This is a genomic window from Pseudomonadota bacterium, from assembly GCA_039818985.1.
Taxonomy (GTDB): domain Bacteria; phylum Pseudomonadota; class Alphaproteobacteria; order Sphingomonadales; family Sphingomonadaceae; genus Alterisphingorhabdus.
Genome location: JBCBSU010000002.1, coordinates 470,502 through 497,494, shown reverse-complemented (window position 1 = coordinate 497,494; position 26,993 = coordinate 470,502). Strand labels below are relative to the sequence as shown.

Annotated in this window: 29 protein-coding genes and 1 tRNA gene; 14 read left to right on the top strand and 16 right to left on the bottom strand. The window is 58.8% G+C overall.

What is annotated here, in order from left to right; all coding sequences use genetic code 11:
* The first annotated feature begins 1 nt into the window (after position 1).
* A complete protein-coding gene (locus AAFX04_14135) occupies positions 2 to 670 on the top strand; it encodes a putative 2OG-Fe(II) oxygenase (protein MEO1046574.1) in 669 nt (222 codons plus the stop codon).
* Between the two features lie 321 nt (positions 671 to 991).
* Here AAFX04_14135 and AAFX04_14130 read toward each other — a convergent pair whose 3' ends face one another.
* On the bottom strand, positions 992 to 1,405 hold the full coding sequence (locus tag AAFX04_14130; GenBank protein ID MEO1046573.1) for a hypothetical protein: 414 nt from the start codon (positions 1,403 to 1,405) through the stop codon (positions 992 to 994).
* Between the two features lie 83 nt (positions 1,406 to 1,488).
* On the opposite strand from AAFX04_14130, the gene AAFX04_14125 reads away from it, so the two are divergent.
* On the top strand, positions 1,489 to 2,541 hold the full coding sequence (locus AAFX04_14125) for a tetratricopeptide repeat protein (protein MEO1046572.1): 1,053 nt from the start codon (positions 1,489 to 1,491) through the stop codon (positions 2,539 to 2,541).
* Positions 2,542 to 2,597: 56 nt separating this feature from the next.
* Here the strand turns inward: AAFX04_14125 and AAFX04_14120 are convergent.
* Positions 2,598 to 2,671, bottom strand: a tRNA-Gln gene (locus AAFX04_14120).
* Between the two features lie 362 nt (positions 2,672 to 3,033).
* On the opposite strand from AAFX04_14120, the gene AAFX04_14115 reads away from it, so the two are divergent.
* From AAFX04_14115 to AAFX04_14090, 6 genes are all read left to right on the top strand, one after another.
* Entirely contained in the window at positions 3,034 to 4,110 is a 1,077-nt protein-coding gene (locus tag AAFX04_14115) for a Ppx/GppA phosphatase family protein (GenBank protein ID MEO1046571.1), read from the top strand.
* A gap of 4 nt (positions 4,111 to 4,114) precedes the next feature.
* Entirely contained in the window at positions 4,115 to 4,798 is a 684-nt protein-coding gene (locus AAFX04_14110) for an RlmE family RNA methyltransferase (GenBank protein ID MEO1046570.1), read from the top strand.
* 294 nt (positions 4,799 to 5,092) lie between these two features.
* Positions 5,093 to 6,715 (top strand): NAD(P)/FAD-dependent oxidoreductase, encoded by a 1,623-nt coding sequence (locus AAFX04_14105; GenBank protein ID MEO1046569.1) that lies wholly within the window; start codon positions 5,093 to 5,095, stop codon positions 6,713 to 6,715.
* 39 nt (positions 6,716 to 6,754) lie between these two features.
* A complete protein-coding gene (locus AAFX04_14100) occupies positions 6,755 to 7,186 on the top strand; it encodes a GtrA family protein (protein ID MEO1046568.1) in 432 nt (143 codons plus the stop codon).
* A gap of 14 nt (positions 7,187 to 7,200) precedes the next feature.
* On the top strand, positions 7,201 to 8,997 hold the full coding sequence (locus AAFX04_14095; protein ID MEO1046567.1) for a hypothetical protein: 1,797 nt from the start codon (positions 7,201 to 7,203) through the stop codon (positions 8,995 to 8,997).
* A 43-nt stretch (positions 8,998 to 9,040) separates the two neighbouring features.
* Positions 9,041 to 9,409 (top strand): VOC family protein, encoded by a 369-nt coding sequence (locus AAFX04_14090; protein ID MEO1046566.1) that lies wholly within the window; start codon positions 9,041 to 9,043, stop codon positions 9,407 to 9,409.
* Positions 9,410 to 9,412: 3 nt separating this feature from the next.
* Here AAFX04_14090 and msrB read toward each other — a convergent pair whose 3' ends face one another.
* The 4 genes from msrB to AAFX04_14070 all read right to left on the bottom strand — a co-directional run bounded on the left by msrB (position 9,413) and on the right by AAFX04_14070 (position 13,670).
* On the bottom strand, positions 9,413 to 9,922 hold the full coding sequence (gene msrB / locus AAFX04_14085; protein MEO1046565.1) for a peptide-methionine (R)-S-oxide reductase MsrB: 510 nt from the start codon (positions 9,920 to 9,922) through the stop codon (positions 9,413 to 9,415).
* 94 nt (positions 9,923 to 10,016) lie between these two features.
* Positions 10,017 to 11,330: a cytochrome P450 gene (locus AAFX04_14080; GenBank protein ID MEO1046564.1), complete on the bottom strand. Its 1,314-nt coding sequence runs from the start codon at positions 11,328 to 11,330 to the stop codon at positions 10,017 to 10,019.
* A gap of 139 nt (positions 11,331 to 11,469) precedes the next feature.
* Positions 11,470 to 12,714 carry an ABC transporter permease gene (locus AAFX04_14075; protein MEO1046563.1) on the bottom strand — a complete coding sequence of 415 codons (1,245 nt, stop codon included), beginning with the start codon at positions 12,712 to 12,714 and terminating at the stop codon, positions 11,470 to 11,472.
* Positions 12,711 to 13,670 carry an ATP-binding cassette domain-containing protein gene (locus AAFX04_14070; GenBank protein ID MEO1046562.1) on the bottom strand — a complete coding sequence of 320 codons (960 nt, stop codon included), beginning with the start codon at positions 13,668 to 13,670 and terminating at the stop codon, positions 12,711 to 12,713. Before AAFX04_14070 ends, AAFX04_14075 begins: the two co-directional genes overlap by 4 nt.
* A 170-nt stretch (positions 13,671 to 13,840) precedes the next feature.
* On the opposite strand from AAFX04_14070, the gene queG reads away from it, so the two are divergent.
* The 3 genes from queG to dapD are packed head-to-tail and all read left to right on the top strand — an operon-like array spanning position 13,841 to position 16,674.
* A complete protein-coding gene (gene queG / locus AAFX04_14065; protein MEO1046561.1) occupies positions 13,841 to 15,010 on the top strand; it encodes a tRNA epoxyqueuosine(34) reductase QueG in 1,170 nt (389 codons plus the stop codon).
* Between the two features lie 50 nt (positions 15,011 to 15,060).
* Positions 15,061 to 15,771, top strand: a complete 711-nt coding sequence (locus AAFX04_14060) for a pyrimidine 5'-nucleotidase (protein ID MEO1046560.1) — start codon at positions 15,061 to 15,063, stop codon at positions 15,769 to 15,771.
* Positions 15,772 to 15,822: 51 nt separating this feature from the next.
* Positions 15,823 to 16,674 carry a 2,3,4,5-tetrahydropyridine-2,6-dicarboxylate N-succinyltransferase gene (dapD, locus tag AAFX04_14055; GenBank protein MEO1046559.1) on the top strand — a complete coding sequence of 284 codons (852 nt, stop codon included), beginning with the start codon at positions 15,823 to 15,825 and terminating at the stop codon, positions 16,672 to 16,674.
* Positions 16,675 to 16,867: 193 nt separating this feature from the next.
* On the opposite strand, the gene AAFX04_14050 is transcribed toward dapD, so the two are convergent.
* The 10 genes from AAFX04_14050 to AAFX04_14005 all read right to left on the bottom strand — a co-directional run bounded on the left by AAFX04_14050 (position 16,868) and on the right by AAFX04_14005 (position 23,585).
* Positions 16,868 to 17,566 (bottom strand): cell wall hydrolase, encoded by a 699-nt coding sequence (locus AAFX04_14050; protein ID MEO1046558.1) that lies wholly within the window; start codon positions 17,564 to 17,566, stop codon positions 16,868 to 16,870.
* Between the two features lie 177 nt (positions 17,567 to 17,743).
* Complete coding sequence (locus AAFX04_14045) at positions 17,744 to 18,088, bottom strand: DUF1491 family protein (protein ID MEO1046557.1); 345 nt, start codon at positions 18,086 to 18,088, stop codon at positions 17,744 to 17,746.
* A gap of 38 nt (positions 18,089 to 18,126) precedes the next feature.
* Positions 18,127 to 18,606: a PaaI family thioesterase gene (locus AAFX04_14040; GenBank protein ID MEO1046556.1), complete on the bottom strand. Its 480-nt coding sequence runs from the start codon at positions 18,604 to 18,606 to the stop codon at positions 18,127 to 18,129.
* 13 nt (positions 18,607 to 18,619) lie between these two features.
* Complete coding sequence (locus AAFX04_14035) at positions 18,620 to 19,072, bottom strand: PTS sugar transporter subunit IIA (protein ID MEO1046555.1); 453 nt, start codon at positions 19,070 to 19,072, stop codon at positions 18,620 to 18,622.
* 180 nt (positions 19,073 to 19,252) lie between these two features.
* Positions 19,253 to 19,831, bottom strand: a complete 579-nt coding sequence (gene raiA, locus AAFX04_14030) for a ribosome-associated translation inhibitor RaiA (protein ID MEO1046554.1) — start codon at positions 19,829 to 19,831, stop codon at positions 19,253 to 19,255.
* 32 nt (positions 19,832 to 19,863) lie between these two features.
* Positions 19,864 to 20,601: a DNA polymerase III subunit epsilon gene (gene dnaQ, locus AAFX04_14025; protein ID MEO1046553.1), complete on the bottom strand. Its 738-nt coding sequence runs from the start codon at positions 20,599 to 20,601 to the stop codon at positions 19,864 to 19,866.
* A 17-nt stretch (positions 20,602 to 20,618) separates the two neighbouring features.
* Complete coding sequence (gene coaE, locus AAFX04_14020; GenBank protein ID MEO1046552.1) at positions 20,619 to 21,281, bottom strand: dephospho-CoA kinase; 663 nt, start codon at positions 21,279 to 21,281, stop codon at positions 20,619 to 20,621.
* Positions 21,278 to 22,114, bottom strand: a complete 837-nt coding sequence (gene aroE, locus AAFX04_14015) for a shikimate dehydrogenase (GenBank protein MEO1046551.1) — start codon at positions 22,112 to 22,114, stop codon at positions 21,278 to 21,280. Before aroE ends, coaE begins: the two co-directional genes overlap by 4 nt.
* Positions 22,111 to 22,707 carry a nucleoside triphosphate pyrophosphatase gene (locus AAFX04_14010; GenBank protein MEO1046550.1) on the bottom strand — a complete coding sequence of 199 codons (597 nt, stop codon included), beginning with the start codon at positions 22,705 to 22,707 and terminating at the stop codon, positions 22,111 to 22,113. The genes aroE and AAFX04_14010 overlap by 4 nt, the downstream gene beginning before the upstream one ends.
* Positions 22,704 to 23,585 (bottom strand): pyruvate, water dikinase regulatory protein, encoded by an 882-nt coding sequence (locus AAFX04_14005; GenBank protein MEO1046549.1) that lies wholly within the window; start codon positions 23,583 to 23,585, stop codon positions 22,704 to 22,706. Before AAFX04_14005 ends, AAFX04_14010 begins: the two co-directional genes overlap by 4 nt.
* Before the next feature lie 350 nt (positions 23,586 to 23,935).
* On the opposite strand from AAFX04_14005, the gene hemE reads away from it, so the two are divergent.
* The 3 genes from hemE (at position 23,936) to rho (ending at position 26,966) form a co-directional block, all read left to right on the top strand.
* Positions 23,936 to 24,976, top strand: coding sequence for a uroporphyrinogen decarboxylase (gene hemE / locus AAFX04_14000; protein ID MEO1046548.1), 1,041 nt, complete (start codon positions 23,936 to 23,938; stop codon positions 24,974 to 24,976).
* 73 nt (positions 24,977 to 25,049) lie between these two features.
* On the top strand, positions 25,050 to 25,490 hold the full coding sequence (locus AAFX04_13995) for a CopD family protein (GenBank protein ID MEO1046547.1): 441 nt from the start codon (positions 25,050 to 25,052) through the stop codon (positions 25,488 to 25,490).
* A 219-nt stretch (positions 25,491 to 25,709) separates the two neighbouring features.
* Positions 25,710 to 26,966 carry a transcription termination factor Rho gene (gene rho / locus AAFX04_13990; GenBank protein MEO1046546.1) on the top strand — a complete coding sequence of 419 codons (1,257 nt, stop codon included), beginning with the start codon at positions 25,710 to 25,712 and terminating at the stop codon, positions 26,964 to 26,966.
* The last annotated feature ends 27 nt before the right edge of the window (positions 26,967 to 26,993 follow it).

Below are 26,993 nucleotides of genomic sequence, written 5' to 3'. Positions count from 1 at the left end.
CATGACCCATATGTCGCCGATCGAGCTGCCCGGTCTGATTTCATTCGAGCAAGACCCGTTTGCCTATTACGAACCGTTGCTCTCGGTCGGGCATCTGCGCGTTCCGATTGGCCGCGATCTCGACAATGAAGCCATTACCAAGGCAGTGGTGGCCAAGGAGGCTGACCGCCGCTCGACCGATATCAACGACACCAAGTCGGAAGACTCGCTGCTCCCCTATGACCATCCGGAAGTGGCAAAGCTGCTGCGCCGTATTGATGCCTTTATCCGCCGGATGAATCCGCATTTCGAGGATCTGGACGACTGCGAGACCTGGGGCCATATCCTCAATCCGGGTCAGAATACCGATTATCACACCCATATCCGCGATGACTGGCCCGATGGCGTGTCCTGGGTCTATTATACCAATTATCCGGAAAATAGCGGGGCCATCGTCTTCGTCCTCGACGCAGTGGCACGGCGCAACCATGTGCAGCTCGAGCCGGAAGTCGGCACATTGCTGCTTTTCCCCTCCTATGCGCCGCATTACACAAAGCGCAATATGAGCACCGAAAAACGGGTGTCGATCAGCGGCAACCATTTCCCACATCCGAAAAAGGCGGAGAAATTTCAGAAATACGCCGAAACCCATATCACGCCCTATGCACATATGCTGGGTATCTGGACGTAACGGCATGTATGTCGGAATTTTTGACAAATCGGTGTGTCTGCGCAAAGCCATTAACCCTTCTGAGCCCAGGAAATCCGGGATTTTCCTGACTCTGGCATGGCACATGCTTTACCCTTACACATGCGGAACGAGTTAAGTTCTGCACCGAACCGGCAATGATGAAAAAGGGCGTGCAATGAAATACGCAAAACTCACCAAGGCTGTTGCGATCGGCTCAATGATGGCGGTCAGCGCGGCTGGCACCATGGCGGCAACCACCGAAACCGCTCATGCCAAAAGCACCACCAAAACCTCGAAGAGCAGCTTCTTCTTCGGCGGTGGCTATGGTTGGTCGAAGAGCAGCAAATGCAGCCGCTGGTCGCGTAAATGCGGCTCAAAAAGTTCTTCCGGTGGCTCCAAAAGTTCTTCGGGCGGGTCAAAAAGTTCCTCGGGCGGATCGACCAGCACCAGCACCGGTGGATCGACCAGCACTTCGAGCTCGACCAGCACCAGTACCGGTGGCTCAACCAGCTCGACCTCGACCGGCGGTTCGACCTCGACTTCGTCGTCGACCAGCACCAGCTCGAGCACATCAACCTCGACCAGCACCAGCACGGGCGGTTCTTCGGGTGGTTCGACCGGCGGCACACCGGTTCCGGCACCGGGAGCATTGCTGCTCTTCGGTCTGGGGGCAGGCGGCCTGGTCGGCGGTCGGCGACTGCTGAAGAAAAAGCGCGACTGAGCTTTTTTCGCCATACCAATAATCACAAGGGGGCCGGATCTGTGTTCGGCCCCCTTATTTTATGGATTCTTCATCAAATCGCGCTATCCATAGATGCATGATTGCGTCGACCAAAGAACGCCCTGCCCGCCTGGGAATTTTGCGACTGGCGCCACTGTTTTTGACGGCAGCTATCGCCGGCTGCGGCACCGGTGCACCGCCATCAGATATCGGCGATGCCCAGACGGCCTTTGCCGACAGGGACTTTCGCACCGCGCGTATCCATCTGCTCAACATACTCGGCGAGACACCCGATAGCGATGCCGCCAACCTGCTCTATGCCCGCACCATGCTGGCGCTGGGCGATGGCATTGCGGCACAAGCTGCGGTGGCGAAGATTTCCGATACCGGCATCGACGCCGCCAGTCGTGCCGCCCTGAGGGCACATGGCGATATTGTACGCGGTCTGCCGCAACAGGCGATAGACCGGATCGAGGCAATAGACCCGGACCAGCGCGGCGGCCAAGGCTATCGCATGCTGCTCTGGGGGCATATGGAAAATGACAGCATTGATGACCATCCCGAGCTGTTCGCCGAGGCGCTGGAGCGGCATGACGACAATGCCGATATCCATGCGCTGGTCGGACGCCATGCGGTGAATCTGGGCGACTGGGACATTGTTCGCGAGGCGATGCAGGCGGCATTGGATCGCGACGCTGGCAATTATGAAGCGCTGCTTCTCAAGGCCGAAGTCGAAATCCATGACGATGATCTGGAGGCTGCCAGATCCACCTATGCCGATCTGGCAAAGCGCTTCCCGAATCACGCCGTCCCGCTGGCCAATATCGCCGGGCTGGAGATTGATGCCGGCAATTATGATGCAGCGGCGCAAGTCATCACCGATGCCGAAACCCAGCATCCGGGCTTCGCCTTTCTCCAATTCCAGAAGGCGCGCCTCGCCAATGCCCAGGGTGATTATCGCCGCGCCAATGATATATTGCAGGCAATGCCCGACTATATCCATGACTATCCGCCGGGTCTGGCGCTGTCGGCGGAGATTGCCGAAAAGCTGGACAACCGCGAAATCGCCATCGCCCGGCTCGAACGACTGCTCGCCATTGTGCCCGATGACGACGCGGCGAGGGAAAAGCTGGAAACGCTGCAGCTATAATGGGCAACCAATTGCCTGCGCAGATGCGTATGGTGCCGTGATAGCGAGAAGAAGGCTGGATGCCCCGCGAGGATTCGAACCTCGATTGACGGAGTCAGAGTCCGTAGTCTTGCCATTAGACGACGGGGCAATGGAGGCGGCCCACTATCGCGTGCGTTTCGGCCTGTCAAGCCGTCGCCATCGCGATTGCAGCACCAGACCCGGCAAAATGGTTGCGGGAATCCGTTCGAGCGGCTAGGCTCAATAGCAAGTGGAGGTGGTATTTTCCACCCTGATAACAGCAGAGTATAGGCCATGGTGGAGCGAAACACGCCCATGGCATCCGAGGCCAGCCATGACGGCGCGCGCAATATCGAAGACGGGCCGGGCGACACGGATGCAGAGCTACAAAACGGGAAAGCGTCACAATCCCGGACCCATAATAATCGGCAGCATAGCAATGGCGACGCCCGTCCGGCGGCTGCCCATGGCCAGCTTGGGCGGCCGGGGCCGATGCCCAGGCCAGCCAGGGCCCGGCGCGCCTATGCCGCGATTGATCTTGGCACCAATAATTGCCGCCTGCTGATCGCCAAGCCCGCCGGTGACAGCTTTGTCGTCGTCGATGCCTTTTCGCGCGTTGTGCGCCTCGGCGAAGGGCTGGCCACCAATGGCAGGCTGAGCCAGCAGGCGATGGATCGCGCCGTGGCGGCGCTCTCGGTCTGTGCCGACAAGCTGAAGCGTCGCAATGTCTGCCTAGCGCGCTCGGTCGCCACCGAAGCCTGTCGCCGCGCCGGCAATGGCGAGGAGTTTATCGAGCGGGTGCGCCGCGAGACCGGGATCATGCTCGACATTATCAGCGCCGAGGAAGAGGCGCGGCTGGCGGTGCTGGGCTGTCATATCCTGCTCGAACCGGGTCAGGGTCCGGCGCTGATCTTCGATATTGGCGGTGGCTCGACCGAGCTGGTGCTGATCGACACTGATGGCAATGCGCCTGAAATCCGCGACTGGGTCAGCGTGCCATGGGGTGTGGTATCGCTCACCGAAAGCGTACGGATAGACAGCTGCAGCGAAGCCAGCCGCATTGCCGGATATTCCGCCATGCGGACCCGGGCGCTGGAGAGCTTCAGCGAATTTGCCGAGCGCCTGCCGCATAATGCCGGTGACAGCTATCGCATGCTGGGCACCAGCGGCACGGTAACCACATTGGCGAGCCTGCATCTCAAACTGCCCTGCTATAACCGCGCGGCCATTGACGGCCTGATCGTGCCAGCAGAATCGATGCGCGAGATCAGCCAGCGGCTCGGCGCCATGCATGTCGATGAACGTCGCGATGTGCCGTGTATCGGTCATGAGCGCGCCGATCTGGTGATTGCGGGCTGCGCGATATTGGAAGCAATTCTCGATATCTGGCCCGCCGAACGGCTGGGCGTGGCGGATCGCGGCATCCGCGAAGGGATATTGCGCGCGCTGATGGCGACCAATGCGGTACCTGCCCGCAGCACCGGGCAGCGCAAGCGCGCCGCCAATGGCAAACCGCCACGCAATCGCGCATCCGGACGCGCGCGCCGCCGTAACGCCAAAAAGGGGTAAGCGCATGACACGTTCGGGAAAGCGTGGCCGCGCCGATTCGGAAAAGCGGCTGCGCAAAAATCGTGGTCGCAAGGAATCCTCGGCGCGCTGGCTGACCCGCCAGCTCAACGATCCCTATGTCAAACGGGCCAAAGCCGATGGCTATCGATCACGTGCCGCCTATAAGCTTGCCGAACTCGACGAACGCTTCAATTTTGTCCGCCAGGCACGCCATGTTGTCGATCTCGGCATCGCACCCGGTGGCTGGGCACAGCTGGTACGGATATTATCACCCAAGGCAGAAGTGGTCGGTATCGACCTGTTGCCCACCGAGCCAATAGAGGGCGTGACGATATTCGAGCATGATTTCATGGCGGACGACGCGCCGGAGATGATCAGCCAGGCGCTGGGCGCGGCGCCCGATCTGGTGCTCTCCGATATGGCGGCAAATACGGTGGGCCACAAACAGACCGACCATCTGCGCACCATGGGGCTGGTCGAGGCGGCGGCGGATTTCGCGATCGAAAATCTCGCACCCGGTGGTGCCTTTGTCGCCAAGGTCTTTGCCGGCGGCACCGATAGTGCATTGCTGGCCAGGCTCAAACGCCATTTCACCAGCGTCAAACACGCCAAGCCCCCGGCCAGCCGCAAAGGCTCGTCCGAATGGTATGTAATTGCCCAGAAATTCAAGGTTGGTCCGAACGGATAGATAGTGGTGTACTCCTTCGGCTTCGCCTCAGGCGCCGCACCGGCCCGCACCCCCACCCGGCCTCCCAACGCATAGTAATCTGGATTGGGAGGCCGGGTGGGGGTGCGGGCCGGTGCGGCGATTTCCCGTAAGGGAAATTCGGACAAGCAAAATACACAGCCAAAGATCAGACAGATGTAAAAACGGCAATGCATTGCCGCAAAAACCAAATTCATAACGCCGCGTTAACCATCTCTTAGAAGTTTTCCTTCACTCCCTTGGTCAACCCCGGATTGGGAGCAGGGAGCAAAAGAGATGACCGCCAGCAAAAATACCCAGAATAGCGTCGATGTCGCCATTATCGGTGCCGGTCCCGCCGGCCTGACCGCAGCCTATCTGCTCAGCAAGAAAGGCTATTCGGTAACGGTAATCGAAAAGGACGAGAAATATGTCGGCGGCATCAGCCGCACCGTCGAATTTGACGGCTATCGTTTCGACATTGGCGGCCACCGCTTTTTCTCGAAGAGCCAGGAAGTGGTTGATCTGTGGAACGAGATCCTGCCGGATGACTTCATTCAGCGCCCGCGCATGAGCCGGATCTTCTATGAGGGCAAATTCTACAGCTATCCGCTGCGCGCTTTCGAGGCGCTGTGGAATCTCGGCATCTGGCGGTCGACATTGTGCATGGCAAGCTATGCACGCTGGAAGCTGTTCCCGAAAAAGGACGTGAAGAGCTTCGAGGACTGGGTGGTCAACCAGTTCGGCTACAAACTCTACTCGATCTTCTTCAAGACCTATACCGAAAAGGTGTGGGGCATGCCGTGCGATGAAATGTCGGCGGACTGGGCAGCGCAGCGCATCAAGGGTCTGTCGCTGTGGAACGCGGTAACCGACGGTCTGAAGCGCTCGCTCGGCCTCAATAAAAAGCCCAATGACGGACAGGAAGTCAAAACCCTGCTCGAAACCTTCCGCTATCCGCGGCTTGGCCCGGGCATGATGTGGGATGCCGCACGCGATTTTGTCGAAGACAAGGGCAACAATGTGATGATGGGCCATGCCCTCAAACAGCTCGCCCAGGATGCCGATGGCAATTGGCGTATGTCCACCGATTCCAGCGATGGCGGCACGGTGATAACCGCAAAACATGTCATCAGCTCGGCGCCGATGCGCGAACTGTCGGCACGTATCCATCCTTTGCCGGAGTCATCGCTCGAGGCGAAAAAGCTCAACTATCGTGACTTCCTGACCGTCGCACTGATGGTCAAGTCCGAAGACCTGTTTCCCGATAACTGGATCTATATCCATGACGACCGGGTCCAGGTCGGCCGGGTGCAGAATTTCCGCAGCTGGTCGCCCGAAATGGTGCCGCATGACGATATGGCCTGTGTTGGCCTCGAATATTTCTGTTTCGAGGGCGACGGCCTTTGGTCTTCGAGTGATGATGAGCTGATCGAGCAAGCCAAGCGCGAAATGGCCATTCTCGGCCTGTGCCGCCCCGAACAGGTGGTTGGCGGCGCGGTGGTGCGTCAGGAAAAGGCCTATCCGGTCTATGACGATGAATATGAGGCCAATGTCGAGACGATGCGCGCCGATCTGGAAGCACGCTATCCGACGCTGCACATGGTCGGCCGCAACGGTATGCACCGCTACAATAATCAGGACCATGCGATGATGACCGCGATGCTGACGGTCGAGAATATCGCTGCCGGTGAGCGGGTCTACAATATCTGGAATGTCAATGAAGACGCCGAATATCATGAATCTGGTGATGAAGGCGCCGAGCGCATGCTGACCGAAGGTCAGAAGATTGCGCTGCAGTCCGAACGTGCGGTGCCGCAGAAAGTCGATGGCGGACGGATTGCCAGCGGCAACGCGGCAAGCGGTGATGATGATAGCGACAAAACCGGTACCGATCCGAAAATCCGCCGCGCAGCCTGAAAAGCTTCAACCGCTGCGTGATGACCAGACGGGGGCAGTATGAACAAGATGCAGCAGCTATGGACAGCATGGATCACGCGCTTTGGCGGTGCCACCGTAGTACGCTATGGCGCGGTGAGCGTCGTCGCGCTGGCCGCCGATATGGGCAGCTTCCTCGGGTTTCTGGCTCTGGCTGTACCAGCAACTGCGGCGGCGGCGCTGGCTTATTGTATTGGCATAGTGGTGCACTGGCTGCTCTCCAGCCGGTTGGTTTTTGCCGAACGCGTTGCTGATCGCGGCCTGCGCCGGACCCGGCAAAAGGCAATGTTCCTTGCCTCGGCATTGATTGGCCTCGGCCTCACTGCGCTGATCGTGTGGACTGCTGATGCCTCGGGCATTGACGCGCGGATCGGCAAGCTTGTCGCCATCGTCATCAGCTTTGGCGTGACCTATGTGCTGCGCAACAGCATCGTCTTTCGCCACTGGGCATGATGGAAAGACAGATCATGACCATTCCCATGGGCGCCGATCGCCTGCCGCTCGGCATGGTGACGCTGGCATGGCTGGCGGTTTCTGCGCTGCTGCTGATCGTCAACTTCAGCGCCATCGCGACGATAAAATTCCCCGATCCCGATGACCTGTTGCGCCTGCTCCAGGTACGCGACTGGCTGGCGGGCCAGGGCTGGTATGATGTTACCCAATATCGCATGAACCCGCCTCAAGGCGGGCCAATGCACTGGTCACGGCTGGTCGACCTGCCGCTGGCACTGGTGATATTTCTGTTCACACCGCTGGTCGGCAGTGGGAACGCCGAGCTGGTGGCGCTGGTACTGGTGCCGTTGCTGACGCTGTTCGTGGTGATGTGGCTTGGCGCCCGGCTGACCGCCAGAATATCCGGCCGTGAGGCAGCAATGCTCGCCTGTTTCATGATGGTCATGATCGTTCCGGTGACCCATCAGTTGCGGCCGATGCGTATCGATCATCATGGCTGGCAGATCGCCCTGGCGCTGGTGGCGCTGGGCGCCTTGATCGACGGTAACCATAAACGCGGCGGTCTGGTTCTCGGCCTGGCGCTGGCTGGCTGGCTCAGCATCTCGATGGAAGGCTTGCCGCTGGCAGCGGCCTTTATGGGCTATTGCGCCATTTTATGGCTTATCGATCCCGAAGAACGTCACCGGCTGGCCAATGCCATGGTCGTGCTTGCTGGCGCCAGCGCGGCGCTGTTTGCCGCCACGCGTCTCGGCAGCAGCGATGCGCTGGTGCAATATTGCGACGCGCTGGCGCCAGTGCATATCGTCATATTCGGGTTCGGTGCACTGGCCCTGACAGGACTCGCATGGTGGAATCCGCAGCACCGGCTGCTGCTGATCACAGGATTTGCGGTCACCGGCGGCACTGCGCTGGCAATCCTCGCAACACAGGCGCCGCAATGCGCCACCGGGGCTTTTGCCGAACTCGACCCGCTGGTACGCGAATTCTGGTATGAGCGCGTCTATGAGGGCCTGCCTTTATGGCGGCAGACCGGTGTCGCCATAAGTCAGACACTCGCGCTGCCCTTATTGGCGATGGTTGCGGCCTGGCTACACTATCGTCAGCACGGTGACAGTTTTATCACCTGGCTTCACAGCGTGCAGGGCCGCCTGACCGTGATGACATTGGCAGCGCTGGCGGTGGCGATACTGGTCGAACGCGCATCGGCCGTTGCCAGCCTCTATGCCATGCCGCTGGCCGCGGGACTGGTCATGAACTGGTTGCGCAAGGTGCGTACAACGCAAAATCCGCTGCGGAGGGTTGCCGCGACTCTGGGCCTGTTCCTGATGGTCACACCCGGTCTTGTCATCGCACCAGCCTCGGCACTGGTCAGCGAGCGCGCAGCCAGAATAGAGCGCGTCACCAAAATCATAGCGGAGGCGGCGAAATGCGAACTGCCCGGCAATATCGCCGCGCTTAACGCGCTGCCACGGAGCAATTTCATGACGCCGCTCGATATCGGCCCGGCGCTGCTCTATGCCACCGACCATAATATTGTGGCCAGCGGCCATCACCGCAATGACGCGGCCATGCGCGATATTGTGCGTTTCTTCTCATCCGCGCCCGATGAGGCGCACAGCATCGCCCAGGAACGGAATATCGACTATGTCGCCTTTTGTGAGGGTCTGGCCGAGCCGAGGCTCTATGCCATGCGGCACCCGGAAGGCCTGATGGCGACACTGTCCGATGACGAAGTTCCCGCCTGGCTCGAACCGGTACCCTTTGCCGGGGCAAAGGGTCTCAGGGTGTGGCGGGTGCAGCCACAGCGCTGATATGCTACACCTCGTCTCTCAAGGGAAATGGGGGGAGGCAGATATGGCAAAGATCACCGGCCTGGGCGGCATATTCTACATTGTGAAAGATCCCGCAGCGACGCGCAAATGGTATGCCGATATGCTGGGGCTGGAGGGCGAATATGGCCCGCAACTCGACTGGTCGGAAGAAAGTGGCGACAAACCCTATTCATTGATCAGCCATTTTACCGATGGCGAATATCTCAAGCCCAGCGGCGAGCGCTTCATGATCAATTTGCGGGTCGACGATCTGCCAGCGTTTCTTGAGCAGCTCAAGGCCAAGGGTGTCGACATCCTCGGTCATAGCGACGAGGGCTATGGCGAATTTGCCTGGATCATCGACCCTGATGGCGTGAAGATCGAGTTGTGGCAGCAGAAAGCCGCACCCTGAGCTCTATTTCTCAGGCCGGAACTTCAGCGCCGCACCGTTGATGCACCAGCGTTTGCCGGTCGGCTTCGGCCCGTCATTGAACACATGGCCCAGATGCCCGCCACAGCGGCTACAATGGACTTCCGTACGCGGGATGCCGATCTTGTAGTCGGTGCTGGTGCCGATATTGCTGCGCACAGCACGGGTGAAACTGGGCCAGCCGGTGCGGCTGTCATATTTGTCGGCGGAACGAAATACCGGATAGTTGCACCCGGCGCAGACAAAGCTGCCTTTGCGTTTTTCCTTGTTGAGCGGGCTGGTAAAGGCGCGTTCCGTGCCTTCCTGACGCAGCACATAATATTGCATCGGAGTCAGCCGCTTTTTCCATTCGGTCTCGCTGCGGGTGATCGGGAAGCGTTTGCCCTTGGCAGAAGCGGGGGCCGCACCGACACCGATGCGCGTCACGCCGGAACCGGCCATGACAACACCGCCCGCAGCCAGTCCGGCCAATATATGTCTGCGTTTCATGGTCATATCACCTGCCTCTGCCAGATATAGTTATCCAGCATGATATTCGCCAGCGATGGGATCAGGGTTACAAACCGGCCACGCGTTCAATATCGGCGCCTCAATATTTGCTGAGCTTGACCGGAATGCTGCGATAGCCATGAACGAAACAGGCATGAACCCGTTCAATCGGACCGGTGACATCGACCTGCATCCGCCGTGCCGCCATTTCTTCCAGCAATACCCGCAACTGCAATTCTGCCAGACGCGCACCGACGCAGCGGTGAATGCCATAACCAAAGGAGAGATTGCGCCGGGCATTTTCGCGATCGACAATGATCTGGTCGGCATCTTCGAACACATCTTCATCGCGATTGGCCGAGATGTACCAGAGGATCAGCTTATCTCCCTTTTTGATCTCATGGCCGAACAGGTCGGTATCTTCCGTCGCGGTACGACGCATATGCGCCAGCGGCGTTTGCCAGCGGATAATCTCCTGCACAGCATTAGGAATAAGGTCCGGGTTCTGCTGCAGCCTGGCGCGCTGTTCGGGGAATTGATTCAAGCCATAGGCTACCGCCGACATGGAGTTGCGCGTGGTATCATTGCCACCCACGATCAGCAGCACCAGATTGCCCATAAACTCCTGAAAATCCATGTCATTCATGGCTTCGCTATGGATCATCATGGAAATCAGATCGGGTGTCGGCTCGGCGTTGACCCGCTGATTCCACAGCTGCATGAAATAACCACCCATTTCATAGAGAATATCGCGCCGCTTATCCTCCAGCTCTCTTGCACGGGTCAGTTCAACATCGCCGGCCCAGTCGGACCAGAAGGTCAGCAGGCGCCGGTCATCCCAGGGGAAGTCGAACAATATCGCCAGCATGCCGGTGGTCAGCTCGATCGAAACCTTATCGACCCAGTCAAATTCCTCATCCCAGGGCAGGCTGTCGAGCACTTCGCCGGTACGCTGGCGAATCTCGGCCTCCATCTCTTTCATCTTGGCCGGGGTAAATGCGGGCGCCACAGTGCGACGCTGGCCAGTATGCTTGGGCCGGTCCATGGCAATAAACATCGGCATTTCAAAATCCGAATCTTCGGGTGGTTCGGCGATGGTAATGCCGCCATTGCTGACATCGGAGGAGAACAGCTCTGGCAGTGCCTCGACATGCTGGATCACCTTATGCGAGGTGATGTTCCAATAAGGGCCGTAAAAGGAGTCTTCGACCTTGTTGATGGGTGCATTGACGCGCATTTCGGCAAAGGGCGCACGCCATAAATCTTTGGAATAGAGTTCGGCGCGACTGACATCTCGTGGATTGGCGTTTTCATCAAAGGACTGGGGATTGTCCTTATACCAGCTTTTCAGTGCCTCAACCGCGGTTGGGGATTTCGTAAGTCCTGACGTATCTATCGCTGCTTGGGTGGCCATGGGTCATTCTCTCCTGCAAAAGCAATGGGCTAAAACCTAAATGCGCCGCTGTTTCCCAGCGATCATCAGTTGCTTTTCGAGACCAGTCTGTCTGTATTGACAACATTGTCAATAGTGCCTGCTCATATTCCTGTTTTTGCTAGTCTTTTACCGTCGCCGCCGCTTTCCCAAAGCCGAGACTGGCAAAAAGACTCCCGCGGTTCTTGTTGCGCGGGCCGGACTTCATGACATTGCGGCGGAAGATCCCGGCACCGAAGCGGATGATCAGCCAGGCCCAGCCGATCTGCCAGCCCAGCGCCAGAACATGCTGCAGCACGTCGCCCTGCTGCGCCGCTCGTGCCAGCATGGCAAAGGGCGAGCTCAGCGGAAAAAGCACCGCCACCCATTCGATCAGCTCACCGGTCTTGGTCACCGAATAGGCGGCAAGGAAGAACACCAATACCTGGGTCATGGTCACCGGCATTGACAGCGTCTGCACCTCGCGCACCGTGGTGGCCAGCGCGCCGATGCCCAGGAAAAGCGAGCCAAGCAGTAGATACGCCATGGAGAAATAGACAAAGCCGAGCAGCAGGAACAGCGGCCATCCAACCGCCGGTGTCGGCAGTTGCGGTACGCTGTCCGAGAACAGCAGCAGACCGCCACCAATAAATCCCAACCAAACCGATATGCCTATCAGCGCCATGGCCAGCATCGCGAACAGCTTGCCAAGGAAAATCGAATCAATGGGAATGGCGGCGGCAAGGATCTCGATGATCTTGTTGGTTTTTTCCTCAACCAGATTGGACAGCACCATCCCGGCAAGCAGCATGGTCAGCAGGAACAGCAACCCCTGGGCCAGTTGTGCAGTAAAGCGCTGCTGCTGCTGCAACTGGCCACTCGAGGCCATCACTGTTTCTACTGTCAGCGACGGGCCGCCGGCAATGTCGCCCGACCGCGCATGGTCGAGCATCAGGTTGAGCTGACCCTGCCATTTGCCCGCAAAGCTCTCGGTTGCGGTCAGTATCGGCGCGTCCAGCCTGCCCGACAACACCGCATCGAGCCGATCGGCACCGCTGCGGCTATGGTCAAGCAGGGCATTAATCTGCTCTTGGCCACTGCCATCGGGAAGGATAGTGCGAACTCCCGGCAACCCGCGCGGGCCGATCTGCCGGGTCAGCGCCGCGTGCGCCATTTCGATCGCGGCGGCATCATCGCCCGACATGACAATCGCTGCCACCGGTTGGTCGATCTCGCGGGTGACCTGCTGGGTCAGGCCGCCTGCCGCCAGTCCAAGCCCGACCGGAAAAAGCGGGCCGAGCAGGAAGAAGAAAAACGCCTTGGAGAAGATGATCGCGGCAAAATCGCGTCGGGCGATGACCCAGGCGGCACGGATGGTCTCGTTCATGCCTCTTCCTCCTGTTCTATATCCATTTCGGCAGCAGCGGCCTCACCGGCAATGGCAACAAAGGCGTCATGCAGGCCGGGTCGTTCAATCGCCAGCGATTCAACCCCGGCATCACCCTCGACCAGCGCTTTCAGCAACGGCTCCACCCCGGTTTCAGGCAGGGTAAAATGCCAGAAATGGCCCTCGGGTCGGCAATCGGGGGGCAGCGCAGCGCGCCACGGTCCATCAAGGCTGCGCGTCTCCAGCCGGACCTGGGGCCGCAGCCGGTCACGCGCAGCGCTGACCTTGCCGGAAAATGGTATCCGGCCGCCGGCGATAATCGCCACATCCTCGCACAACCGCTCGGCATGAGCGATGACATGGGTCGAGAAAATCACCGTCACTCCGGCTTCGGCCTGATCGCGGATCAGCCGCTCGAGCTTGGCCTGGTTCAACGCATCGAGTCCGGAAAATGGCTCATCGAGCACGATCAGCTTGGGACGATGAACAATGGTGCCAAGCAGCTGCACCGTCTGTGCCATGCCCTTGGACAGCATCCGCACTTCCTTGTCAGCAGCATGGCCTAGACCCGCCTGTTCCAGCAGATAGCGTGCTCGCTCGCGGCCCTCGGCCAGCGGCAGGCTGCGCAGCGCGCCCATAAAGGCAATCGCATCATAGGCCTTCATCGCCGGATAGAGACCACGCTCCTCGGGCAGATAGCCGACATCATGCGCCGCATCGAGTGGCCGCGCCTTGCCGAGCAGGCGACATGCACCCGCATCCGGATCGATAATGCCCAAGAGCATCCGCAAGGTCGTGGTCTTGCCCGCGCCATTGGGGCCCAAAATCCCCAATATGCTGCCCCGGGGCACATGCAGATCGATTCCGTCGACAGCGCGGAAACCGTCAAAATTCTTGACAAGCCCGTGCGCCTCAATGGCATAATCCGGCACTGAAATATCCCTTTCAAATCGCATCGGGCCAACCCGTCCTGCGGGCCTAATCGTTTCCGGGCCAGGTGATCGGGCCAAAACTATGGTCGGGATAGCGAGGTAGCATGGCAGGCGGCAAGGAAAAGTTAAGCGGCCAGGAGCAGGCGGCGGAACCGGCAAAGGCACCCGCTTTGTCAGATGATTTTGTCACCCGAATGGCGGATGAGGCGAGACGCCTTGGATTTGCCGATATCGGCATCGCGCCTCCGGAACTGGAACCAGAAACCGGGAAGCGGTTGCACGACTGGCTCAATCATGGCCGCCATGGCGACATGCTGTGGATGGAAAACCGCAAGGACCAGCGCGCCCAACCGGGGACATTATGGCCCGACGTCCGCTCGATAATCATGCTGGGGATGAGCTATGCACCTGGTCATGACCCGCTCGACCATTTGGCACATAAGGATAATGGCCTGCTGTCAGTTTATGCGCAGGGCGGCGACTATCACAAACATGTCAAAAAGGCACTCAAGGCATTGGCCCGCTGGATGGTGCAGAACGCACCCGCTGCCGCACCGGACAACGGTGATGCCAATGATGTCGGGATCAAGGTATTTGTCGACACAGCGCCGGTGATGGAGAAACCACTGGCTCAACTTTCGGGGTTAGGGTGGCAAGGGAAACACACCAATATGGTTAGCCATGGCTATGGTAGCTGGCTTTTCCTCGGTGCTATCTATACCAGCCTTGAGCTGCCGGTTGATACGGCCGGGCGCGACAGTTGCGGCTCGTGCCGTGCCTGTCTGGATATCTGCCCCACCAATGCCTTTCCGGCGCCCTATCAGCTCGATGCGCGGCGCTGCATCTCCTATCTGACCATTGAGCATGCTGGCCATATTGCGCATGAATATCGCCATGCCATGGGGAATCGCGTCTATGGCTGTGACGACTGCCTCGCCATATGCCCGTGGAACAAATTTGCCGGCAGCGCCCAGCGCAGCCGCACCTTTCTGCCGCGCGCTGAATTTGTCAGCCCCGATCTCGACGCATTGCTGGCCCTCGACAAGGAGAGCTTTGCCATGATCTTTGCCGGATCGGCAATCAAGCGCTCGGGCCGCGATCGCATCGTGCGCAACGCCTGTATTGCTGCGGGAAACAGTGAAAATCCGCGTTATGCGGTGCAGCTGGCGGTGCTGACCCGGGACCCTGCGTCGATTGTTCGTGGCGCGGCAATCTGGGCGTTGCGGCAGCTTGATCCGGATCAGGCCGAGCATCTGCGTCGCCAACAGGAACCGGAAGAGAGCGATCCGGCGATCCGGCGCGAATGGTATGGCCAATGCCCCGAACAGCCAGCACTGGAAGCGCTTCCGGCTGATCGCGCCTGAATCATCGCACCGCCCTTGCACCCGCTGCATGTGCGCAATAAGGCGGGGCCATGGCCGCGCCGCTCTCCCATATCCGCCACTGGATCTTCGATCTCGATAACACGCTCTATTCGGCAGACCTCGGACTGTTCGATCTGATCGACGTCAAGATGGGCCGCTATATCTCTGAGCTGCTCGGCGTCGATAATGTCGATGCGCGAACCATCCAGAAGCGCTATTTTCGTGACCATGGCACGACGTTGGCCGGGCTGATGCACTTTCACGGCACCGATCCACACCATTTCCTCGAATATGTTCATGATATCGACATGTCGGCGCTCGACCCGCGTCCCGACCTTGCCGAACAGATCGCAGCGCTGCCGGGAGAGAAATATATCTTCACCAATGCCGATGCGAGCTATGCCGCGCGCGTGCTCGACCGGCTCGGGCTGGCCGCGCTGTTCAGCGATATTCACGATATCCACGCCACCACCTATCAGCCCAAGCCGCAACCGCATGCCTATGCCAGTCTGGTCGATCGGCTGGCAATCGATCCGGACCAGTCGCTGTTCTTCGAGGATATGGCCCGCAACCTGCTGCCGGCGAAGAAAATGGGGATGACCACCGTATGGATCGACAATGGCTCCGAGCTCGGAAATCACGACCATGATCCCGAACATGTCGACCTGCATGTCGGTGATCTGACCGAGGCGCTTGCATCGATTCACACAGCGATTAATCAGGACCGCAAGCAACCCGCGCCCGCGGTAACGCATGAATAACCCGCCCGCGACCTACCGCCACCAAGGCGGAAGCAAGAGGAAACCCAGCATATGACCGAGCAACACGCACATCTGGCCGAGGCCATCGACAAGGCATGGGAGGTGCGCGACACGCTGAATCCTGCCAGCCGCGGCGAAGAGCGTGATGCCGTAAACGGCGCGCTCGACCTGCTCGACAATGGTAGCGCACGCGTTGCCGAACCCGATGGCGCGGCAGGCTGGACCGTCAACCAATGGTTGAAAAAGGCGGTATTGCTGTCCTTCCGGCTCAACGACAATACGCTGATCGAAGGCGGGCCGGGTCACGCGACCTGGTTTGACAAGGTCCCGTCGAAATTTGCCGGATGGGGCCAGAACCGCTTTCGCGAGGCCGGATTCCGCGCGGTGCCGGGCGCGATCGTCCGCGCCGGTTCCTATATCGGTAAAAATGCTGTGCTGATGCCGAGCTTCGTCAATATCGGCGCCTATGTCGATGAAGGCACCATGGTTGATACCTGGGCCACTGTCGGAAGCTGCGCCCAAATCGGAAAGAATGTCCATATTTCCGGCGGTGCCGGTATTGGCGGTGTGCTCGAGCCGCTTCAGGCCGGACCGGTGGTGATAGGGGACGGCGCGTTTATCGGCGCCCGGGCCGAAGTGGCCGAAGGGGTACAGGTCGGCGAGGGGGCCGTGCTTTCCATGGGCGTCTATCTCGGCGCATCGACCAAGATTGTCGACCGTGCCACCGGCGAGATCCATATCGGCAAGGTCCCGCCCTATGCCGTGGTTGTGCCGGGGTCGCTGCCCGGCAAGCCACTGCCCGACGGCGCACCCGGCCCGTCGCTCTATTGCGCGGTGATCGTCAAGACCGTTGATGCCCAGACCCGGTCCAAGACCGGGATAAACGAATTGTTGCGCGACTGAATATCCTCCCCGCTTGCGGGGAGGGGGACCGTCGAAGACGGTGGAGGGGCCTATCCATTTAGCACAGCCCCACCAAGCGGAGACACCCCTCCGTCAGCGCTACGCGCTGCCACGTCCCCGTCCCGGGAGGACAAAAGAGCGGCGCCGGTTTCCCGTCGCCGCCCTTTTGGTAATCTGTGGGCCTATCGCTCGCTCAGCGATAGAAAATATGGTTGTCGATCTGGGCAACCCGCCTCAGCCGCCAGCGCGGATTGACATAGCGGGCATGGAAGAACAGCGCGCCTTCGGCGCCGCTTTCCCAGGCATTGCTGTCGGCAATCATCGCAATGGCGCGGGCATTGGCCCAGGCATCGCTGCCGGTGCGGATGCGTGGCATGCTGCCACCGCGCACGAAAGAGAATTGCTTGCGCTGATAGACTACGCCGCAATAGCTGTTCGGGAAACGCGATGATGCGGCTCGCGCCATGACAACACGGGCAACCGCGAGCTGGCCTTCAAGCGACTCACCCTTTGATTCGAAATAGACTGCACCGGCAAGGCAGCGCATCTGCTCGTTCAGCGGGGCATTCAGATCCTGCATCGCGACCAGCTCACCCAGGCTGGCTGCGTCGGTAAGCACAGCCTCGGTTATCTGATCGGCCGGGACATAGTCCTCGGGCAATGGCTGCACGATCTCTGTCGATGCCGGATCGGCTTCGTTGTCTTCAGTCCGGGACTGTTGCGCCATGATATCGGCATTATCGTCTACGGTCGCTTCGGTTTCGGGAGCCTGCTGCTCCTGAACCGAGTCAACGATCTGGTCATAGGCCAGACCGACATCTTCTGTCATGAGGACAGAAATGGTCGACGCGGTGATCGCCACCGCGCTCGCGAATTTCAATATTCTACTCATATCTCAAATGTCTGTGCGGTTGACGCGTCCTGTGAAGCTATCATGCCGTGGTTAATATTCTCAATTAACCATTCGTATAACTTCGACGGTCCCCCGTCTGCGCGCTTGCCTGTGCCTCTGTGCACAGCTGCCTACGCTTTTCACGTGCGGGGCCACATAGCGCTGATGTGACAAGTGTCAACCAATAGATTGCAGCAGGACGACCAAACGTTCCGCATCCGCGATATCCAGCTCGACCAGCCACAAATCGCGGTCCCGGTCCATGCGGCGAGCAAGATAATCCTTATATTCCTGAATGTTATCCGGATTTTCCTGGCGGATTTCCAGCCATTCTCCCGGTCCGTCAAATCCCGGCATTTGTTCAAATAGGGCAGGATTTCTGCCATTTTTCAACTGTTGCACCAAAAGCGTGCCGGAGACCGGGTCGCCTTTTTTCAGAACCATGGCAAAACCACCTTCGGCCTCGACCGACTGGCGCAATGCGCGCACCCGGACATGAGTCGCGAGTCGCGGTTCAAGCATGATTCGGCCCTTGGATGGTGATCCTACTGTTCTCCGATTTACTGATGATAGCCATCAAGGCTGCTCAGCTCGATATGCGAGCGCATGAAAGTGCCGGTGCCGCGGGCAATTTCCTCGCCCTCTTCATCAACCAGGCGTGATTCCGCCACCAGCACCCGACGCTTCCCCGATACCCAATGGCCCTCGGCGCGCACCCGGCCTTCGCGCACCGGCCGGGTAAAATGCAGGTTGAAAGCGGTGGTCAGCAGAAACCGGTCACTGACAAGCGAGTTGGCGGCATAAAAGGCAGCATCGTCGAGCATCTTGAAATAGACGGTGCCATGTGCAGCGCCAGCGGCGTGATAGAGCCCAGGGGTGACCGCGAAATCGATAACTGACCGGCCGGTTTCAATGATTGTCAGCCGCGAGTCGAAAAGGTCGTTGACCGGAGCGCTGGCGTAAAGCGATTCAAGTGAACGGAAATGCGCAGCGGCTCCCTGTTCGGCTGCACCTCGCTGATTATCATCGGATTGCGCCATGTCGAACAGCCAGTCAGGCAGCGTCGCGCCGGAGTTGTTCACCCAGCAAGGCATGGATGGCATCCAGCTCGCGCGCGCCGCGCACACGGCTCACCAGAGCATCGTCACGCATCAGACGTGAAATATGTGCCAGCGCGCGCAGATGATCGGCGCCGCCTTGCTGCGGTGACAGCAAGGCCCAGACCAGATCTACCGGTTCAGCATCGACCGCACTATAATCAAGCGGCTGATCGAGCTGCACGAACAGCCCCACGGGCCGCGATATACCGTCAATGCGACCATGCGGGATGGCGATACCACGACCAAAGCCGGTGCTGCCTATCGCTTCGCGGTCCATCAGCACTGCATGGCACAGTTGGCTGTCGACGCCATAGACATGCGCCAACTGCTCGCTGATGATTTCAAAAAGCTGCTTTTTGTCGGCAACGCGCAGACCGCTGACGATCGCTTCGCTGTCAAACTTCATGGCATGATTATTCTGGTGCATTTCTGTGTCCAAAGACCCGCATCATGGCCAGCCATATGGCGGCGTGCTTATCTCTTACCTGCCCTGTTTGCGCTCACATTGGCATTTGTCGCTATCGGCAATCCATAGGGATTCGGCCCTGCGGCATCAAAACCGCGACGAAAAGCTATGTTTCCGGCGCTAATTCTGGGGTTCGACCCAGCCTATTGTTCCGTCGGCGCGGCGATAAACCATATTATGCGCGCCAGTGCCAGTGTTTTTGAACAACAGCGCCGAGGTGTTGCGCAAATCAAGCATCATCACCGCGTCGGATACCGAGGCTTCAGGTATGTCCACCTTGGTTTCGGCAATGATCAGCGGCGCATCGGCGCTATCATCAACCACCTCTTCATCATCGCCGTCACGCGGTTCGATGACACTGTAGGCCGCTTCATCCATGCGCGCGGCGTGCTGCATCTTTTCATGCCGATCTTTCAACCGGCGCATATAGCGTCGCAACTGCTTCTCGATCTTGTCGGCAGCCTGGTCGAAGGCCGGATGCGCCTGTTGGTCCTGAGCCGATCCTTTGAGAATCAGGCCCTGCATCACATGCATGACGATATCGACAACAAAACTTTCATGCGGCCCTTTGCTCAACGTCACATGCGCCGAAATTGCCTTATCGAAATATTTGTCGACAATCGCGCCGAGCCGGTCTTCGACATGGGTCTGCAAAGCTGAACCGGTGTCCACCTGATGGCCTGAAACGCGAATATCCATAATCCTGTCCTAACTTCTTTTGTCTTCTGGTCTCATTCTGCGGTCGGTGCATCAGCGCGCATTACGATATGGGCCTCGAGCTTCGCCCATAGCGGCTGGTCGATTTTGTCGAGAAAAGCGCGATGACGTTCGCGCTCGGCATCACTGGCATGATGCGGACGCGGCGGACGCACCGGTTTTGTCGGGCAAGATGTTGCGGTCAAGGCGGTGTCGACGGGTGCTTCTGCCGCACTGTCGAGGCCAAGGCCGATCTGACGGCCGCCGGTGAGCTCGATATAGACCTGGGTCAGCAGTTCCGCATCGAGCAGCGCGCCATGCTTGACCCGCTGACTGCGATCAATGCCGTAGCGGGTGCATAAGGCATCAAGCGAAAGCTTGGCCCCGCTATGTTTGGCCCGGGCTATGGCCAGGGTGTCGACCATCCGGTCATAGGATACCGGATCATGACCGGCCCATTCCAGCTCGGCATTGAGAAATTTGAAGTCGAAAGCGGCATTATGCGCCACCAGATCGGCATCACCGATAAATGCCAGCAGCTCTTCGGCCTTGCCGGCAAAAAGCGGCTTGTCGGCAAGAAAGGCATCGCCCAGACCATGCACCTCTTCCGCTGCGGCGGACATGGGTCGCTCGGGATTGAAATAACAGTGGAAAGTTCGCCCGGTCTCGATCCGGTCGATCATTTCTATGCAGCCAATTTCGACCATCCGGTCGCCGCCATTGAGTCCCGGTTCGAACCCTGTCGTTTCGGTATCGAAAACGATCTCGCGCATAAAATCCCTTCTGCTCCCTATATATCGGCCTGATCATCGCGTTGTGCAAGCATTTGCATCAGTTCCTCCACCAGCTGATCGACCGCGGCGGCGGTTTGTTCCAGTGTCATACCGGTATCGATGACATGGTCCGAACGCGCACGTTTCTCGGCATCGGGCAGCTGCAGCGCCAAAATCCGCTCAAATTTCTCCGCGCTCATGCCGGGCCGGGCCAGCACCCGGGCGCGCTGGACATCACCGGGGGCGGATACTGTGACGATGGTATCGACAGAGTCGGCACCACCCTTTTCGAACAGCAGCGGGATATCGAACAACACCAGCGGCGCATCGCCATTGTCAGCAAAGAAACCCGCGCGCATTGCCGCCACCGCCGGATGGATGATCGCTTCGAGCTTGGCCAATTTCTCGCTGTCGCCAAACACCGCGGCACCCAGCTTCTGCCGGTCGACATGGGCTTCCTCGCCACGGCCAATGGTGGTGCCGGGAAAGGCTGCTTCTATGGCACTGACCAGCGCACCACCTGGTGCCTGAAGGACATGTACAGCAGCGTCAGCATCAAATACCGGCACGCCGGCATCAGCAAACATTGCCGCGACCGTCGATTTACCCATGCCGATCGAGCCGGTCAGGCCGATGATGTGGGGCCGTTTCGGCGCAGCGCTCGGCATATTATCGCTCATGCCAGCAGCCTTTGACGCAATTCTGCTTCGCTGTCAGCCGGTACCGGTACGCCGAAAAACAACTCAAAGGCCAAAGCTGCCTGCCCGATCAACATCGACAGGCCATCGATGGTTTCCAGCCCGCGCGCCCGGGCTGAGGCCAGCAGGGGTGTTTCCAGCGGTGCATAGACCAGGTCATAGACGATGGCGTCATCCGCCAGGCGGTCAAGATCCCATTCGGGCAGTGCTTCGAAACCGGTCATACCGAGTGGGCTGGCATTGATCACCAGATCGACGACCGGCAGCGGTGCACCAAAATCCATCACTTCGCCCTTTATCCCGAGGGCGGACAGCATCGCCATCGCCTTGAGCGGTGTCCGGGCTATCAGCGTGACGGCACCAATGCCCGCCTGTTTGAGCGCGAACAGCACCGCCCGCGCCGCGCCGCCTGCGCCGATAATGACGGCATGGCGTCCGCTAAGGTCGGTAAGAGACAGCGGGGTATAAAAGCCTGCAGCATCAGTATTGGTCGCGACAAACGTTCTCTCTTCTTCCGCCCGGAAGATAGTGTTCGCCGCGCCGATACCCGATTTCACCCCGCCACGATCCTCGACATGATCCAGTATCGCAAGCTTGTGTGGAATGGTGACATTGCAGCCGCGCCAATGCGGATCCTTCCGCCGGGCGGCAATATAGGCCTCGAGCTCATCGGCGGTGACATGACAGGCCTGATAGCTGGCATCGAGACCTAATGCCTCAATCCAGAAGCGATGGATCAGCGGTGACTTGCTGTGCCCGACGGGATCGCCAATCACTTCGGCAGTTGGCCGGTCAAACTGTATATCGAATGTCATGACGCCATGATTCCTCTGTCGCGCAAAAATCCGAGCAGCGGCAATAACGGCAAACCGAGTATAGCAAAATGGCTGCCATCAATTCGTGCCATCAGCTGCGCTCCCACAGCCTCGATCTGGTAGCAGCCAACCGAATGACGAATATCATCCCAATGGCTGGCAACATAATCCGCAACATAATCCCTACCGAGAGGGCGCATGGTCAGCTTCACGCTTTCCAGCGCGCGCCATATCGGCTCGCCATTTTCCGCGATTACCGCAGCACTGTGCAGCCGATGCCGCTGGCCTGACATGCGTTGCAGGAACGTGACGGCCTCTTCAGGCGACTGTGCCTTGCTCAACAGCGTGCCATCGGCAAGTTCCAGCGTCTGGTCCGCTCCCAGGACCAGCGCGCCCGGTTGTATCAGCGACTGTTTGCGCGCCTTGGCTTCGGCCAGCGCATCGGCAATGTCGCGCGCACTCATATTCTGGTCGAGCAATCCCTGTTTCAGTGCGTCCTCATCGATATGCGCCGGTCGCGCGGTAAAAGGGACACCCGCAGCGCATAGCAGCGCAGCGCGCGTTGCACTGCCCGAAGCGAGAACCAGGGTCACGCGCTGTCCTTTTGCGCCGATGACGAATCCTCATTGCGCGCCATTGCACGATCATTGACCAGATTGATGATGGCCGCGGCGGTCTCCTCAATCGAACGCCGGGTCACATCGATCACCGGCCAACCCTGATCGGCAAACAGACGACGGGCATAGCGAATCTCTTCCTGCACCGCATCGCTGTCGACATAGGCTGTCTCAGGCGCCTGGTTGAGCGATAGCAACCGGTTACGCCGCACCTGTACCAGCCGGTCGGCATGGGTAGTGAGACCAACCACCAGTGGATAGTGCAGATGGAACAGTGCATCGGGCGGCGGCGACTCGCGCACAATCGGGATATTCGCCACCTTGAAGCCACGATTGGCAAGATAGATCGATGTCGGGGTTTTCGACGATCGCGATACGCCGGCGAGAACAATATCGGCTTCCTCCCAATTTTCCCATGCGACCCCGTCATCATGCGCAATGGTGAACTGGATCGCCTCGACCCGGGCAAAATAGGCGGCATCGAGAATATGCTGGCGACCGGGCCGTGCCTGGGCTTGCTGGCCAAGCAGATTGGACAGAGCATCGGTTACCGCGTCGAGCGCCGGGACAAAGGGCAGACCGAGCCGACGGCATTCGCGCTCCAGCTTGCGCCGGATCGACGGGTTGACCAGTGTGAACAGCACCAGACCCGGATTGGCCGCTACTTCGGTCAATATGCGCTCCAAATGGCTTTCCGAACGCACCATTGGCCAGAAATGCTTGATGATCTCGACGCCATCAAACTGCGCCAGTGATGCCTTGGCGATATTCTCCAATGTCTCGCCGGTGGAATCGGACAGCAGATGCAGGTGCAACTGCTTGGTCACCGGTCTGGATATTGGCTGTTCAGCCACGGCTGTTCCTTTCGGCTATCGCGCCCATATATTCGGCTTATTGCCATCGCATAGCGGCATGATCGCGTCATGCCCAATCACGGCATGGCTCTCGGGAAAGCCTGTGCACAAATCAGCGGACAAATCGCAACACCCTTTTGCTCCCCGCTAACAGGAAATTTCTCCCTGCACTTGTCCACATCACGATCGGTCAATCCACAGCCTGTGTAAAATGCGGACAACCATAACGACTCATTTGCCACCGGGTGAATCCGGTCTGTCAATCTGTGCGCAAATGTTGCAAGGAACATTTATCCCGGCTTTCTTCTCACCAACTATCATCATCCAAGATTCTCTATATAAAGAATATTATGACCAAAGATGCACTTATCGTGAGACAGCTCAAGGGCGAGCGAACCGATGCACGGCCGATATGGCTTATGCGTCAGGCAGGGCGCTATCTGCCCGAATATCGTGAACTCAGGGCGCAAAAAGGCGGCTTTCTCGAGCTGGTCTATGACAGCGAAGCGGCAGCGGAGATTACCATCCAGCCGATCCGCCGTTTCGGCTTTGATGCAGCCATCCTGTTTGCCGATATATTGAACATCCCGCATGCCATGGGGCAGGATCTGGCCTTTCTGGCGGGCGAGGGACCGCATCTGAGCCCGAAAATGGTCGATCATGACCTGGCAGGTCTGGAAGCGGTGCCAGAGCGTCTCAATCCGATCTATGAGACCGTACGCCGGGTGCGGCATATGCTCGACCATGATTATGACGAGGAACGCGCGCTGCTCGGCTTTGCCGGATCGCCCTGGACGGTGGCCACCTATATGGTCCACGGGCAGGGCAGCAAGGATCAGGCCGAAGCAAGGCTTATGGCCTATCAGGATGTTGCTGCGTTCAGTGCATTGATCGATGCGATAACTGCGCAAACGGTCGATTATCTCTCCGGCCAGATCGAGGCAGGGGTGGATTCGGTGCAATTGTTCGACAGCTGGTCTGGCACATTGTCGCCGGCGCAGTTCGAACGCTGGGTGATTGCGCCCAATGCAGCGATAGTCGGCGCGCTGAAACAACGGCACCCCGACACGCCGATTATCGGCTTCCCCAAGGGCGCGGGCGGCAAGCTTCCGGCCTATGCGCGTGAAACCGGGGTCGATGCGCTGGGCATTGATGAAACGGTTGATCCGGTGTGGGCGCATGCATCATTGCCGGCGGGCATGCCGGTGCAGGGCAATCTCGATCCGCTGGCGCTGCTCGAAGGTGGTGAAGCGCTGAACAGCGCGGTGGTGCATATTCTCGAGGCGTTTGCGGAACGGCCGCATATTTTCAATCTCGGCCATGGCATCATCAAGGAAACGCCTATTGCACATGTCGAGAAGCTGCTTACTCTTGTGCGTACGGAAGCATAATCTTTCGCAACATATCGGAGGTGAGCACCGGTTCTTGGTGCTCTGCAAACCTGCATAAAAATGCGAATCTATGATGGATATACTGGCATTGCTCTATGAATGGCTAAAAGCGGGACATCTGATCTTCGTCATCTTCTGGATGGCGGGGCTGTTCATGTTACCGCGCTTCTTCATCTACCACCAGGAAGCTGAAGCCGGTTCACGGGAAGATGAGCAATGGATCGAGCGGGAAAACCGGCTGCGCAAGATCATTCTCAATCCCGCTCTGATCATCGTCTGGCTATTGGGTCTGGCGCTGGCCTATTATACCGAGGCATGGCGGGATGGCTGGTTCCACGCCAAGCTGTTGGCGGTGCTGTTGCTGTCGGCCTATCATGGCTGGATGGTCGGCTATGCCAAGAAGCTGGCACGGGGCGAGCGTCCCATCGCGGGCAAAACGTTGCGGCTTCTCAATGAAGTGCCGGGGATTGCTGCAGCCATCATCGTCATATTGGTGGTTGTACGGCCTTTCTGACAGGCTTCACAAAGCTGCTTGCGGCAATGACCGATCGGTAAAAGCTATGCTGTTGCGCATCCTTGTCCGATTGACAGGACTCGTCGCAAAGCGTATTTAGTGCATAAGCCCATCCGGGTATCTGACGCCACTCCCCAAGATTAACCGCGTCACTGCACTCCATTATTCTCTGGCCGTTTCTTCAGGACAGACTCTCACTTTCAACTGGATCAATGCGTCATGCATCTTAAGGAACTAAAACAGAAAACACCCGCCGAACTCGTTTCGATGGCGGAAGAGCTGGGCGTCGAAGGCGCGTCGACCATGCGCCGACAGGACCTGATGTTCGGCATTCTCAAGCAGCTGGCCGAGGATGGCGAGCAGATTATGGGCCTCGGCACGATCGAGGTGTTATCGGACGGGTTCGGCTTTCTGCGTTCGCCGGAAGCCAATTATCTCGCCGGTCCCGATGACATTTATGTCTCGCCCAATCAGGTGCGTAAATTCGGCCTCAGAACCGGCGATACGGTCGAAGGTGAAATTCGCGGGCCGCGCGATGGCGAGCGCTATTTTGCGCTGACCAAGTTGACCCAGGTCAATTTCGAGGATCCGCAGGCGGTGCGTACCCGGGTCAATTTCGACAATCTCACCCCGCTCTATCCGGACGAAAAGCTGTCGCTCGATACGCTCGATCCGACGGTGAAGGACAAATCAGCACGGGTGATCGATATCATTTCGCCTCAGGGCAAGGGCCAGCGCGCTCTGATCGTCGCACCGCCGCGTACCGGTAAGACGGTATTGCTGCAAAATATCGCGAAGGCGATCACCGATAACCATCCCGAAGTCTATCTGCTGGTTCTGTTGATCGATGAACGGCCCGAAGAGGTGACCGATATGCAACGCTCGGTCAAGGGCGAGGTCATCAGCTCGACCTTTGACGAGCCGGCCAGCCGCCATGTGCAGGTCGCGGAAATGGTGATCGAAAAGGCCAAGCGTCTGGTCGAGCACAAGCATGATGTCGTGATCCTGCTGGACTCGATTACCCGTCTGGGCCGCGCCTATAACACCGTGGTGCCGAGTTCGGGCAAGGTGCTGACCGGCGGTGTCGACGCCAATGCACTGCAGCGGCCGAAGCGGTTTTTCGGTGCCGCGCGTAATATCGAGGAAGGCGGATCGCTGTCGATCATCGCCACCGCGCTTATCGATACGGGGAGCCGGATGGACGAGGTGATCTTCGAAGAGTTCAAGGGCACAGGCAACAGTGAGATCGTGCTTGACCGCAAGGTTGCCGACAAGCGCATCTTCCCGGCGCTTGATGTCGGCAAGTCGGGCACCCGCAAGGAAGAGCTGCTGGTCGAGAAGGATACGCTCAGCAAAATGTGGGTGTTGCGCCGCATTCTGATGCAAATGGGCACGGTCGACGCCATGGAGTTCCTGCTCGACAAGATGAAGGACTCCAAGACCAATGAAGACTTTTTCGACAGCATGAACCAGTAGCGGGAAGAGGCGTTACCGGATCAACAT